Here is a 13,982-nt window from a genome sequence, read left to right on the forward strand (position 1 = left end):
CATGCTACCTTCCGCCGAAGTTGTTGATCTCTCCCGCTTGCAGTTTGGCGCCACTGCGCTTTATCACTTTTTGTTCGTACCGCTCACGCTCGGCATGTCCTGGATACTGGTCATCATGGAGTCGGTCTATGTAATGACGGGCAAGCAGGTTTATAAGGACATGACGCGGTTCTGGGGCAAGTTGTTTGGTATCAACTTTGCCATGGGCGTTACAACGGGCATCACCATGGAGTTCCAGTTTGGCACTAACTGGGCCTATTACTCACACTATGTGGGCGACATTTTCGGCGCACCGCTTGCCATTGAGGGTTTGATGGCGTTTTTTCTGGAATCTACCTTTGTCGGGCTTTTCTTTTTTGGATGGGATCGCTTATCCAAAGAAAAGCATTTGATGGTCACATTCCTAGTGGCTATAGGTTCAAATCTATCAGCACTCTGGATATTGATTGCCAACGGCTGGATGCAAAATCCAGTAGGTGCTGAATTCAACTATGAAACCATGCGTATGGAGATGACGAATTTCAGTGCCTTGCTGTTTAACCCGGTCGCACAGGTCAAGTTTGTACATACTGTGGCGGCAGGCTATGTCACAGCTTCTATGTTTGTGCTGGGTATTTCGAGTTGGTATTTATTGAAGAAACGTGACACAGGCTTTGCCTTGCGCTCAATCGCCGTGGCATCAGGTTTTGGCTTGGCCTCGGTACTCTCAGTGATTGTACTGGGTGATGAGTCTGGCTATACCACTGGTGAAGTGCAAAAGGTGAAACTTGCTGCCATTGAAGCCGAGTGGCACACGGAGGAGGCACCTGCTGCATTTACGCTCTTTGGCTGGCCTAATCAGGCTGAAGAGCGCACCGACTATGCAATCAAGATTCCATATGCCTTAGGCCTGATTGCTACGCGGTCTACCGATGAGACTGTGACTGGCCTCAGCGATATCAGGCAAGATAATGAGCAACATATTCGCGATGGCATGCTGGCCTACGAGGCACTGATTCGCTTGAAATCTGGCGACCAGAGCGCCAAAGAGACTTTTGATCAGTACAAGAACCAATTGGGATATGGCTTGTTGCTCAAGAAATACACCCCGAACGTGACGGATGCGAGTGAGAGCCAGATCAAGCAGGCCGCGCAAGATACCATACCAAAAGTGTTGCCACTGTTCTGGACATTCAGATTCATGGTGGCGCTGGGCTTCTTGTTCCTGTTCATTTTTGCCAGTGCCTTTTATTACTCAGCACGCCGCAAGATACAAGATAAACCCTGGCTGCTTAAATTGGCGGTGGTGGCGATTCCGTTACCTTGGCTGGCTTGTGAACTCGGCTGGTTTGTCGCTGAATATGGCCGTCAGCCCTGGACGATCTCGGGGATTCTACCGACGCATCTATCCAGTTCATCACTATCTACAGGCGATTTGTATTTCAGCCTGATTGGCTTCATTGGCTTCTACACTGTTCTGCTGGTGACTGAGCTGTACCTAATGTTCAAATACGCCCGCCTCGGGCCATCAAGCCTGTTCAGCGGTAAATATCACTTTGAGCAAGCCAACCAACAGGGAGTAGCATGATATTTGATTATGAAAGCCTTAAATTAATCTGGTGGCTATTTATCGGCGTGCTCCTGATTGGTTTTGCCGTGACCGATGGGTTTGATATGGGAGTGGCTGCGTGGCTGCCATTTCTAGGGAAAAATGATGATGAACGCCGCGTGATTATCAACAGCGTAGGGGCGGTGTGGGAGGGCAACCAGACTTGGCTGATTACCGCTGGGGGCGCGATTTTTGCGGCGTGGCCTTTTGTTTATGCAGCCGCCTTTTCAGGCTTGTATGTCGCTCTGCTGCTTGTGCTTTTCGCCCTCTTTTTTCGACCAGTAGGGTTTGATTACCGCAGTAAGATCGCGGATAAAAGATGGCGTAGTTTCTGGGATTGGGCCTTGTTTGCTGGGGGCGCAGTCCCCGCGCTGGTGTTCGGCGTGGCTTTTGGCAATCTGTTAGAAGGTTTGCCATTTTATTTTGATGATACGTTGCGCGTGTTTTACACAGGTAGTTTCTGGGCGCTGCTCAACCCATTTGCCTTATTGTGCGGCGTGGTCAGCCTCTCCATGTTGATGATGCATGGGGCGATTTATCTGCAGGTGCGCACCGAGGGCATTATCAGGCAGCGTGCAAGCAAAGCTGCTTTGGTGGCAGGTTTTGTCTGTGCGATTACTTTCGCGTTAGCTGGTATTTGGGTGGCGGTGGGCATCGATGGGTATCGCATACTCAGCATGCCTGATGCAAATAGCGTATTTAGCCCACTCTCTAAGATTGCCGATAAATCTACTGGTGCGTGGTTCAGTAATTACCATCAGTATCCATTAACGATGATTGCGCCAGTACTGGGCTTTTTAGGAGTCGCGCTTGCGTTATGGCAGGCAAGTGCAAGACGCGAGTTGCTTGCTTTTTTGTTCAGCTCACTTGCGCTTGCAGGCATTATCTTCACTGCAGGCATTTCCATGTTTCCGTTCATCATGCCTTCATCAATCGATGCAAACAGCAGTTTGACGGTTTGGGATGCAGTTTCCAGCAAGAAAACGCTCGGCATCATGTTTTTCGTGACTATCATTTTTCTACCCATCATCCTGCTTTACACCTCCTGGGTGTACCGCGTGTTGCGCGGAAAAGTGACTGTGCAATCCATTCAAGACAACACGCACACAGCGTATTAGGAGATCATCATGTGGTATTTCAACTGGGTACTGGGTATTGGTCTAGCGTTGGCATTCGGTATTATCAATGCCATGTGGCTGGAAAATGAGATGACTGATATTGAAGACCATTAATCAGCCAAGGTAGAAAAGCAGGCGACTTCCTTTAGCTATGAACGTCCGCTTTCTACACTTGCTGTGTATCTGTATCTGTATCTATGGCGCTAAATCACCAAGCGCCTCCAGTAGTGGCGTTAAATAAGCTTCATATAAGCGCCAGCGCTCAACTGACGAGCTATAAATAGGTTGCCGAACCTGCGCTAGGCTTGCGGTGCGGATGGTGCGGTTTGTGTTGTAGAAACTCAAACAGGCGTCATTCCACTCTAGGCCGCAATAGGCAATCAGGCGGCGTGCCTCTGCCTCTTGATTTGCCACAATGTCTTCATAGTTCACCTCCAGAAAAGCGCCCGCGGGTAGTACCTTGCGCCAATGTTGCATCAGCCGTGCATAGTCGGCATAGTGCTGGCCAAGCTCAGCCAGATCATAAGTGGAATGCTGCTTGCGCTGGAATAACCTGGTAAAGCAGGAGACGCAGGTATCTACTGGATTGCGATTGACGTGGATGATTTTAGCCTGGGGCAGCATAAGGTGTATCAAGCCGACTGCATAAAAATTGGCAGGCATTTTGTCGGTAATGTAACGCGAACTAGGCGCTCGTTTTTCTAGGCGCGATAGATATTCCGCCGCCAACTGGGGAATTCTTTCTGAGGTTAAATTGACTAGATTGTATGGAAAGCCCAAACCTTTACCGTCGGCATCGTGCTGTAAGATTTCCATTAAATCGGGCAATTCACCAGCGCCATATACTTCTGGGTGGCTGGCGATAATCTGCTCGGTGAGCGTTGTACCAGAGCGCGGCATGCCTAGTACAAAAATCGGTGTTGTAGATGAGTTCTGTAATGAATTTCCCACGCTGCGTAAGCGGTCTAAAGTCGATTGATCAAACATCTGCATCAGGTTGATAAACTGCTGGTGATTTTGCGCTGCGTCATACTCAAAGCTTGCACGCTTCAGGCGGCAGCCTTCAATAAAATGGGGAAACGCCTGCTCATAGTTTTTGTTATCTTCATAACATTTACCAAGTGCAAAATGCAGCGAGATGGCTTTGCTATTGGGCAGGCTATCTTCACTTTCTGACATTTTCAATTTTTTTGCAGTTTGAATCAGGGCGGCAAAATTGGCATCGTCAGCACTCACTTTTTTTACTTGCGTGAGATGAAAGCGCGCACCAATATTGTCTGGATCTATGGCGACAGCCTGCCGAAAAAGATTTTCAGCGCGCACCATGTCGCCGTTCTCCATGCACAGATTGCCCAAGCCTACCAAAGCATCTGTGTGTTCAGGCTCAAGCGCCAGGGCTCGTTGATATTGGGCTTCGGCATCACGCCCCATTTCGGTATACAGTGTGCCGAGCAGGCTAAACCCATCCGCATTATCTGGCGCAAGTGCTATGGCCTGCAACGCATGTTGTTCAGCTGCTTCCCACTTTTCCTGTGATTGCAACACTCTCGCCAAGCCGCTATGGGCTTCTGGGTAATCTGGTCGAAAATGTAATGCTTGCTGCAATAGCTCAAACGCCGTGCCGTCATCATCAAGATGGTGCCTTATCAGCCCCAGATTACATAGCGCATCGGCATTTTGTGGGTTGATGTCTAGTGCCTGATTGAGCGGGAAGAGAGCCTCTTCAAAAAGCTCTTCTTCTAGCAACACTGCGCCCAGATTATTCAGCGGCTCAAAGTAGTTCGGATTAGCAACAATTGCTTTGCGATACCAGGCAATCGCTGCTGGAATGTTTTTGCGTGCCCGTTCAATACTGCCTAGATTATTGAGTGAAGGTGCGAATTGGTCAGTAATCGCCAGAGCACGCTGGTGGCAAGTTTCGGCTAGTGCGTAATCCTTGCGGTCAAAGTAGGCAACGCCAAGATTGCCATGGGCTGAAACCATAGTTGTATCTAGCATTACTGCCTGTTCGCCAAACATGATGGCTTCATCCAGCCGTTTTTGCTGGCGCAACATTTCACTCAGATTGGCATGGAATAATGCGACGTTATTGTTAATTTGGATGGCTTTTTCGATCAAGTTAATCGCCAGACTTGATTGCCCCACCAGATGAGCGATTACACCCAGCAAATGCAGCGCAAAAGCGTTATCAGGTTGCGCCTGCAAGATTTGTTGTAGCCATTGTTCTGATTCCTGCAATCTACCCTGTGCTTGTAATTGCGAAGCCAGTTCCAGCATCTGCTCTATTGACATGGCTGGCGCGGCTTTAGAGATTGACGCAGGTATCTTATTTTTGCGTGTTTTTGATGTTGCTGGTTTATCAGGTAATGCCTGCAATGCGGTGGCAACATTAGCTACCACACTTGCCCAGTCTCCCAGTGCTGGCTGCCTGAAAATGCGCATGGATGGATACCACACACTATCTTCGCGGTTACGCATCCAGCGCCATTCGTTGTCAAAGCGGTTCATCATCCACACGGGTTTGTTCAGGGCACCTGCCAGATGTGCCATTGCTGAATCAATCGTAATCACGTAATCCAGCGCAGTAATCAATGCTGCACTATCGGCAAAATCATTCAGCTCGTTAGTCCAGTCTAGCCAGCGGTCATTATCTGGCGGAACAACATTAGTTTTATCCCACTTTTGCAAGCTGACCCAGATAAAACGGTCGTCTTCAAATAGGGGGGGCAATTGAGCTAGCGACATGCTACGGCGGGCATCGTACACATGTGTTTTGCGCCCAGCCCAAGCAAGTCCGATGGTGATTCGGCCGTCGCTGGCATCATCCAGACGTTGTTGCCAGCTGCTTTGTTCTGCCTTGGGTACAGCAAGATAAGGTGTGTGATTCGGCACATTATCAGGGCGGGTAGCAAATGCACGCGGTAAGGACATGAGCGGACATTGTCTATCCCAGTCTGTGCTTGTGGTGGGAATATGCCCAAACAACTTAATCGAGCCACCAAATGACCATTCCATCAAGCGGCGCACTGGCGCGCTACATACCAGCCCAACACGGGCAAAACGCTTGGTAGCTAAAGCCAGATAGCGTGCCATCAGAAAGAGATCCCCGAACCCTTGTTCACAGATCACCAATAGCCCAAGCTGGGCTGTGTCGGATTCAGTCTCGGTTTCGCTCGACCATGATGGCAAAGCACATTGAATCGGCTGAAACACGCCAGCCGCAGACTCTGCCGAGCCAATCCAGCGTGCTTCGTAATGCTCCCAGCCTTCTGTCCAATTGCCTAATTTGAGCTGCACCATGCCAAGATTAAGCCGCGCCATGGCGTAATCGGGTGCGAGCTTTAGCGCCAACTCATAGCAGCTACGCGCCTCTTCCAGCTTATCCAGGTCTTGCAAGGCATAGCCCAGACTGTTGAGCGCAATTGCAAAGCCGGGTTTAAGTGCCAGCGCTTGTCGATAGAGAACAACAGCAGCCTCAACCTGTCCGCTCTGATAAAGACTGACTCCCTGTAGATGCAACTCTTCGGCGCTGTTGCTAAAAAGGGGCGCAGCTGATGGCGGCAGTGTCGTCGTGTCTGGGTTGGCATAATCGGTGGCCTGCACCATTTGCAGCAGCGGCTGCAAATGGGCCTCAAAGCGCTGCCAACGTGCAACAGATGTTTTGTAGATTGGCTTGCGTACCTGCGCCACACTGGCGGTTTTAACATGGCGCTTGTTCTGGTGAAACGCCAGGCAGTTGTCATCCCACGGCAAGCCCACAAAGTCTAGTATTCTTCTTGCCTGGCCTTCAGTATCCGCCACCAGTTCTTCATAACGTAAATCGAGAATACGGCCTTTTGGCAACACGGCATGCCAGTGTCGCATCAGCTCCATATAGCGTACATAGTAGCGTCCCAGTGTGCCTTGGTCGTAGGCGAATTCCATGGTGTCATTGAAAAGCCGTGAGTAGCATGAAAAGCACGAGTCCATCGGGTCGCGCATGGCATGAATAATCCTGGCGTTTGGCAGCATCAGGTGGATCATGCCCAGGTAGAAAAAATTGGCAGGCATTTTATCGGTGATATGTTTGGCGTCGGGCGCCAGTTTCCATACACGCTCTGCATACTCCGCACCCAGTCTGGCGAAGTCTTGTGGATGCATGTTGGGAACCAGGCTAGGGAAGCGCTGTTCAGCTTTGTTCATATTGCCGCCAGCACGCATCAATACCTCGTGCATATCCAGCAGCTCACCTGCGCCATGCACAGCGGGGTGGCTGGATAAAATCTGCTCAAGTAGCGTAGTGCCAGAGCGTGGCATGCCAACGATGAAGATGGGTGCTTGATCACTACCGGGCACTTGGGCATGCGTCTCAAAAAACACGGAGTTAAACACGGCCTTAATCTCTGCCACCATTTCATCTGCGCGCGCCTCATCGCAAGGCAGTAAGCTATGTTGCAGTCTGTTGCCCGCCTCATATGCGGCAAATGCTTCATCGAACCGCGCGACATCCTCATAGGCTTTACCAAGCGCAAACCAGTAGCGTATCTGCGCCTGGGTTTTCATGGACGGCACCTGTGAGCGATGGCGTTCCAGCATGGTGAGATGCGGGTCAGTTTCGGTATAGGTTTTGAGTGAGCTCAGGTTGAAATGCGGCTCAATGAAATCGGGCGCGGCCTCAATGGATGCATCAAAACATCGACAGGCATCTTCCAGCCGCCCTTGCTCGCTGTAGAGCGCGCCCAGGTTATTTTGTGCCTCGCTATGTCCGGGATTAATCGCCACCGCCTTGGCATAGGCGACCTCGGCTTCAGCCAGGTTTCCCTGTTTTTCCAGCGCGGCGCCCAGGTTATTCCATGACAATCCATGCTGTGGATTCAGCGCCAGCGCCTGGCGGTATGCAGTGATGGATTCCGCCCAGGCACATTGGTCGGTGAGTGCCAGGCCCAGGTTGTAATGCGCATCTAGCTCTTTTGGGGTCAATGTTGAGGCGCGTTTCCCTGCCGCTACTGCTTCATCCAGCCGCCCTAGTCGACGGCACATTTCGCCCATATCGCGGTAATAAAGGCCGATATTCGGGTCAATCGCAATAGCCTGCGCAATCAGTTCCACCGCTAGCGGTAGTTTGCCAACTTCATACGCAATCAACCCCAGCGTATGGTAAGCGGGGGGGAACTGCGGCGCGATGGCAAGAATCTGGCGCAATACATGTTCCGCCTCATTCAGGCGTCCAGCGGCCTTGTGGTTTTCCGCAATCATGTGCGCTTCAATCGGGGTTAGCGGTGAGCGCGCCTCTGGTTCAAATACATTCACAATATGGCCTTCTGGTTTAAAGCTGTTCTAAAGAGAATGGGTGGGGTGACTCAGCTTTAAGAGGCTGAGTCAAAAGTATCAATATCCAGCGCAAGTGCCCGAAAATCCAGTGGCGTCATGCCGTATGCGCGGCGAAAAGCGCGCGTAAAATCCGAAGCACTGTTGAAGGATAGCCCGTAAGCAATCTCAATGATGGCCATCTGCGGAAACCTGACCAGATCATGGGCAGCTTCGCGTAGCCGACAGTTGCGTATGTATGTCCCGAGCCCGCCTTCGTGCTCGAACATCCGATACAAGGTAGCACGCGGCAATTGAAATACCTGCTGAACAGCCTCAGGCGAAAGATCATTTCGATAAAGATTGGCCTGTATATAGCGTTGAACTTCTGCACGTATGGCGACATGGGCAGTCGTACGTGCACTGTCGCTCAGGCGAGCCTGTTTGCTGAAAGCCGCGATGATCAGATGGGCGCAGGTCTGGATCGTATTCTCCGCTTTTACTTCATCCATCATCGGCAACTGATGACAGAGCGTAAGTAGATGATTGAGGATCAGGCGAGTCAGGGGAGATGTATAAGCCACCATGCGTCCATGAATCGACTCTGCATCCGGGATCGCTGATTCCACCATAGTCCGCGGTAAAAAAAAGGCAAGTACCCTAGCGTAGGCAGGCCGCACCATATGCATGGTCTGGTTCATGTCCAGCGCCAGAATGCCTGGCACAAACTGGGCTGATTTTCGCTTTGAAAACGAGCCTGTCACGGTTTCGATGATGCCCTCTACCGCCACATGGAAAACGTAATCCCGCACGCCATCCCTGGAAATGCGCGCTGCCGTACGTGTTTGAGTAACGGGGTCGGTGCGGCTATCCAGATAAATCATATCTTTGAGCACATAGGTATCGATTTCGCCCAAGAATCCATTGGCAAGCTGTGTGCGCGAAACCGAAACGTCGAGTATGCGGCCAACGTAATCCCTCCAGGCTTGGGCCTGCAAGGCGACTGCTTCGTTCGTCACCGTGAAATTCTGATGAATGATGCGGGGTTGGGCGGAGGGGGCAGCAGTATCCTCAGCTGGATAGGCATAGCGTTGCTCTTGCGCGGCAATGATCTGGCTGACAGTTTTTGAATAGGCTTTAGGCATGCTTGATATGCGCCATGAAATGTTTCTGAATGCTCACTTTTTGCCATGTGAACAAAGCACATAAGGGCAATTAATTACATCGTTTACTGGCTATCTTATCCCAAAAATAAGGTCAAAAAACATTTTGAAAAAGTGAGACATACGGTCAAGAGTCATCAACTTTCTCTAGGAAAATAACAGGAGATTCGGTCTTTGAGAGTCAAAGAATAAGTGCTTGGTACTGCACTTTAGCTTGGCCGTCAGAGCAATCAGATGCTTATAAAACTCAAGACTCAGGCATAGACAAAAACAGGGAATGAAAAACAATGAACCGTAGCCACCGCATTATCTGGAATGAAACCCGCAAAGCCTTTGTGGTTGCCTCAGAAGGCGCAAAAGCCAAAGGTAAACCATCATCCACCCGTAAAGCGATCACTGTTGCAGTGGTGGGTGCGTTGGGCGCACTTGCTGGCATGCCTGCGTTGGCGGCTTCGAGTTGCCCGGGCGGTGGATCATTAGTGACGATTAGCACGGCAGAAACATCAACTTGCCAATTGAATGCAGGCGACAGCCTTACCGTAACCAATGCTGGGTCGATCACTTCAACTTTTAATGGCATCCTGGTTCAAAGTGTCGCTGGAGTAGGTAGCATCAGCAACAGCGGCAGTATTTCTGGCAATAACAATGGCATCCTGCTCATGGCTCAGAGCACCATTGCTGGCAATATCACTAACAATACAGGCGGTACGATTTCAGGCGGCACTGATGGTATACAGCTCAGCCTCACTAGCGTCAGTGGCAGCATCATCAACAGCGGCAGCATTGCTGCCACTGTTGGAGGTCGTTCTGCTATCTATGTTGGCGATAGTACTGTCAGCGGCAGCATTACCAACAATACAGGCGGTACGATTTCAGGCGGCAATGAGGGTGTTTGGCTCAACCATGCTACCGTCAGTGGTGGTATCACCAACAGCGGCAGTATTTCTGGTGTCAACCACGGCATCATCTCTTTCAGCGGCAGCGAGGCTGGCAGTATCACTAACAATACAAATGGTGCGATTTCTGGTGGCAATACTGGCATCTCGCTCAGCCATAGTACCGTCAGCGGTAGCATTAGCAATAGCGGCAGTATTTCTGGTACAGGCCAGTCGGGCATTTGGATTAACGGCAGTACTCTGGGGAGTATCATCAACAGCGGCAATGTTTCTGGAGGCAATGTTGGTTTTGGAATCGCTGGAAGTACCATAAGTGGTATCACCAATAATGCGGGAGCTAGTATTTCAGGGGCGGGCTCTCATGGCATTTTTCTAAGTCAGAGCATCGTCAGTGGTGGAATCCTCAACAGCGGCAGTATTTCTGGTGGCAATAATGGCATATTGCTCACCAACAGCACCATCAGCGGTAGCATCACTAACAATGCAGGCGGCACGATATCTGGTGACAATGGTAATGGCATCATGGTCAACTACAGCACCGTCAGTGGTGGTATCAGCAACAGTGGAAGTATTTCTGGCCACAACTTTGGCATTGATCTCAATTACAGCAGTGCTAGCAACATCAGCAACAGCGGCAGTATTTCTGGTGCGGGTCAGGCTGGTATGATCATCTACGCCAGTAGTGTTGGGGATTTCAGCAACAGCGGTACGATTTCTGGTGGCAATGCTGGTTTTGGGATATTGAGCGCTTTAGTCAGTAGTATCACCAACAACGCTGGTGGCACGATTTCTGGCGGGACGTATGGCATTGCCCTCACCTACGGCAGCGTCAGCGGTAGCATCACCAATAGTGGAAATATTTCTGGTGGCAATGTGGGCGCGATAGGCATTAGTCTTAGCCATATGAACGTCGGTAGCATTACCAACAACGCTGGTGGCACGATTTCTGGCGGGACGTATGGCATCAAGCTCGATAACAGCAGTGTCGGCAGCATCAGCAACAGCAGCACTATTTCTGGGGGGAGCTATGTTGGTATCTACGCCACTAACAGCACAATCAGCGGTAACATCACCAACAATGCAGGCGGTTTGATTTCTGGCGGCAGTGCTGGCATATACCTCATCAACGGTAGCGTCAGCGGTAGCATCACCAATAGTGGAAATATTTTTGGTGGCAATTCGGGCTCGGGCATTAGTCTTAGCCATATCAGCGTCGGTAGCATCACCAACAACGCTGGTGGCAGTATTTCTGGCGGCTATGTTGGTATCAATCTCAGCAACACCACTATCAGTGGCAGTATCACCAACCATGCTGGTGGCCTTATATCTGGAGGCGTTACTGGCATATACCTCAGCAACAGCAGTGTCGGCAGCCTGATCAACAGCGGCACAATTTCTGGTGGTAATTACGCCGTTTATTTGGAGTCCAACAGCACGCTCCCCACCATCGACATCACAGGTAACAACACTGCCCGCTTTATTGGCGATGTGAAGGCATGGACTACCGATGTGAATGTTAAAGCGGGTGCCACCTTCACCAACGACAATGCCTTTAGTGTGCTAAGTTTTACCATTGAACATGGTGGCATCTTCAATATGGGTGCTGGCACAAGCACTAGCGGCATGGCAAATGGAGTTGAGACTGGCTCTGGCTTTACCAACGCTGGTAGGCTTAATGTTGCTGAAGGCGTCACTGCAACGATTACGGGCGACTACTCCCAGACCGCTGCTGGTATCTTCCAGACCGCCGCCAGCAGCGATACCAGCTATGGAAAACTGGTGGTGAGTGGCACTGCAACACTGGCGGCTGGCACTGGTATTAATGTCAATGTTGCCAGTGTCAATACGCTGGCCAATGGCAACATCCTGAGCAGTGTGATCAGTGCTGGTACGCTCTCAGCCAGCACTTTCAGTATCACCGACAACAGTGCCTTATTTGACTTTAGCGCCGTACTCAACGGCAATGCCGTTGACCTGCTCACCAATAAAGCTGCGGCTGGTGTGCTTACCAGCGTCGTTGCTACTGGCTTCACCCCAGGCGTGGGCGCTGCTAACGTACTAGACGGCTTTGTCGGCGGCGGTACCACTGGCACCGACACCGACAACATTGTCACCGCGCTGGGCCAACTAGGTACGCAGAAACAAGTCACCGATGCCGTGCAACAAACCTTACCCCTCATGACTGGCAGCATGGCGGAATCGACGAAGTCCACCCTCGCCAGCATCAACCGCGTGATCGAATCCCGTCAGCATGCCAACCGTGGCTCCTCATCGGGTGACGATTTCTATGGCGATAAACAAGTCTGGATCAAACCCCTCGGAGCCTGGACCAATCAGGATGACCGTAAAGGGGTGACTGGCTATAGCGCCAACACCTACGGACTCGTTGGCGGTATTGATGGCGAGATCTCCGACACCACCCGTGTCGGTGTGGCACTGGCTTACGCCCACACCAATGTCGACAGTAATTCATCCGCCGCACCACAAAGTGCAGACATCGACAACTACCAAGCTATTCTCTACGGTAGCCATAGCCTAGATGAACGTACCACGCTCAGCCTGCAAGGTAACCTTGGCACAAACACGACCAAAGGCGACCGTGTCATCAACTTTGGTGGTCTTAACCGAATCGCCAGTAGCGAATACGACAGCTGGAGCGGTCACATCGGCGCAGGCTTAAGTCGCAGCTATGCCATTAACCCGCAAACCACGCTCGCCCCAGGTATCCGCATTGACTACACCAAGCTACATGCACAGGGATACACCGAGACTGGGGCTGGGGCTTTGAACCTCAACGTAGGCAGCAGCAACGCTGAAGAACTCATCCTGCTCGCAGAAAGCCGCGTGGCCTATCAAGTGACTGACCATGCCACCTTGATCGGCAACCTTGGTCTTGGCTATGACGCACTGGCTAGCCGTAACTCCATTACGGCGGCATACACTGGCGGTGGTGCTTCATTCATCACCCAAGGCATAGACCCTTCACCATTCCTCATGCGTGGTGGTGCGGGTTATGTGGTGACTAACAGTAATGCAATAGAAGTCACGGCACGGCTAGACTTTGAAGTAAGGGAGCACTTTGATAATGAGACGGCTTCAGTCAAGGTCAAAGTACCATTCTAATAAAGTGCGATTCTAAAGAGTATTGATTCGGGCTAAGCTACGCTTGCCTTGACTTGAAAGCCCACTTAAACCTAGCCCTGTAACTGGGGCTAGGTTTAAGTATTTTTACATCTAATATAATCAGAATAAATGTAGATTAAGAATTCATCATGGCAGAAAACAACATCCATTGGCATCAAGCCCTGATCAGCCGTTCAGACCGTGAACTACGGCATGGACACAAAAGCGTTATTCTCTGGTTTACTGGGCTTTCTGGCGCAGGTAAATCGACGTTGGCCCACGCGATTGAGCGACGACTATTTGAAAAGCATTGTGCAACTTTTGTATTCGATGGCGACAATGTACGCCACGGTTTATGTTCTGATCTTGGCTTTACACAGGGAGACCGGGAAGAAAATATCCGCCGCGTCGGTGAAATGGCCAAGCTGTTTACTGAGGCTGGCGTAATCGCGATTACTGCATTTATCTCTCCTTTTAGCGCTGACAGAGAGCGGGTGCGCTCACTTGTGGCTACAAATGATTTTATCGAAATATACTGCCGTTGCACGATAGATGTTTGTGAACAACGGGATGTTAAGGGTCTGTACGCCAAAGCAAGGCAAGGGCTTATCCCTAACTTCACTGGTATTTCTTCCCCTTACGAAATCCCCCAGAACCCTGAGTTAACTGTTGATACAGGCAAACTCAGCCTGGATGAGTGCGTTGAGCAGGTGTTAGCCTATTTGAAGTTGCAACGGGTGATTGTCTATTAGTGATAGGTGCTGGAGCAGGAAAGGGTAATTCGGCAGTTTTGAAATGTAACTCTCAA

The 13,982-nt window shown here is 50.7% G+C and carries 7 protein-coding genes; 5 read left to right on the forward strand and 2 right to left on the reverse strand.

Annotated elements, in window-relative coordinates; genetic code table 11:
- The first annotated feature begins 1 nt into the window (after position 1).
- From ZMTM_RS02855 to cydX, 3 genes are read left to right on the forward strand one after another with little or no spacing between them, the layout of a single operon-like run.
- Complete coding sequence (locus tag ZMTM_RS02855) at positions 2 to 1,567, forward strand: cytochrome ubiquinol oxidase subunit I (protein ID WP_221764830.1); 1,566 nt, start codon at positions 2 to 4, stop codon at positions 1,565 to 1,567.
- Entirely contained in the window at positions 1,564 to 2,706 is a 1,143-nt protein-coding gene (cydB, locus tag ZMTM_RS02860; RefSeq protein WP_221764831.1) for a cytochrome d ubiquinol oxidase subunit II, read from the forward strand. The genes ZMTM_RS02855 and cydB overlap by 4 nt, the downstream gene beginning before the upstream one ends.
- A gap of 9 nt (positions 2,707 to 2,715) precedes the next feature.
- The gene (gene cydX, locus ZMTM_RS02865; RefSeq protein ID WP_221764832.1) at positions 2,716 to 2,820 is read left to right on the forward strand and encodes a cytochrome bd-I oxidase subunit CydX; all 105 of its coding nucleotides are present in this window, start codon (positions 2,716 to 2,718) and stop codon (positions 2,818 to 2,820) included.
- Between the two features lie 81 nt (positions 2,821 to 2,901).
- On the opposite strand, the gene ZMTM_RS02870 is transcribed toward cydX, so the two are convergent.
- Together ZMTM_RS02870 and ZMTM_RS02875 are read right to left on the reverse strand one after the other, a co-directional pair.
- Complete coding sequence (locus ZMTM_RS02870; protein ID WP_221764833.1) at positions 2,902 to 7,995, reverse strand: sulfotransferase; 5,094 nt, start codon at positions 7,993 to 7,995, stop codon at positions 2,902 to 2,904.
- 56 nt (positions 7,996 to 8,051) lie between these two features.
- Positions 8,052 to 9,137, reverse strand: a complete 1,086-nt coding sequence (locus tag ZMTM_RS02875; RefSeq protein WP_221764834.1) for a helix-turn-helix domain-containing protein — start codon at positions 9,135 to 9,137, stop codon at positions 8,052 to 8,054.
- A gap of 305 nt (positions 9,138 to 9,442) precedes the next feature.
- Between ZMTM_RS02875 and ZMTM_RS02880 the strand changes: the two genes are divergently transcribed.
- Positions 9,443 to 13,174 (forward strand): autotransporter domain-containing protein, encoded by a 3,732-nt coding sequence (locus ZMTM_RS02880; RefSeq protein WP_221764835.1) that lies wholly within the window; start codon positions 9,443 to 9,445, stop codon positions 13,172 to 13,174.
- Positions 13,175 to 13,323: 149 nt separating this feature from the next.
- Positions 13,324 to 13,926 carry an adenylyl-sulfate kinase gene (gene cysC, locus ZMTM_RS02885; protein ID WP_221764836.1) on the forward strand — a complete coding sequence of 201 codons (603 nt, stop codon included), beginning with the start codon at positions 13,324 to 13,326 and terminating at the stop codon, positions 13,924 to 13,926.
- Positions 13,927 to 13,982: the final 56 nt, after the last annotated feature.

This window comes from Methyloradius palustris (assembly GCF_019703875.1).
GTDB classification, from domain to species: Bacteria; Pseudomonadota; Gammaproteobacteria; order Burkholderiales; family Methylophilaceae; genus Methyloradius; species Methyloradius palustris.

Excerpts from the sequence above, each read along its gene's own strand:
- ZMTM_RS02855 (WP_221764830.1), top strand. The coding sequence starts at position 2 with ATGCTACCTTCCGCCGAAGTTGTTGATCTCTCCCGCTTGCAGTTTGGC.
- cydB (WP_221764831.1), top strand. The coding sequence starts at position 1,564 with ATGATATTTGATTATGAAAGCCTTAAATTAATCTGGTGGCTATTTATC.
- cydX (WP_221764832.1), top strand. The coding sequence starts at position 2,716 with ATGTGGTATTTCAACTGGGTACTGGGTATTGGTCTAGCGTTGGCATTC.
- ZMTM_RS02875 (WP_221764834.1), bottom strand. The coding sequence starts at position 9,137 with ATGCCTAAAGCCTATTCAAAAACTGTCAGCCAGATCATTGCCGCGCAA.
- ZMTM_RS02880 (WP_221764835.1), top strand. The coding sequence starts at position 9,443 with ATGAACCGTAGCCACCGCATTATCTGGAATGAAACCCGCAAAGCCTTT.
- cysC (WP_221764836.1), top strand. The coding sequence starts at position 13,324 with ATGGCAGAAAACAACATCCATTGGCATCAAGCCCTGATCAGCCGTTCA.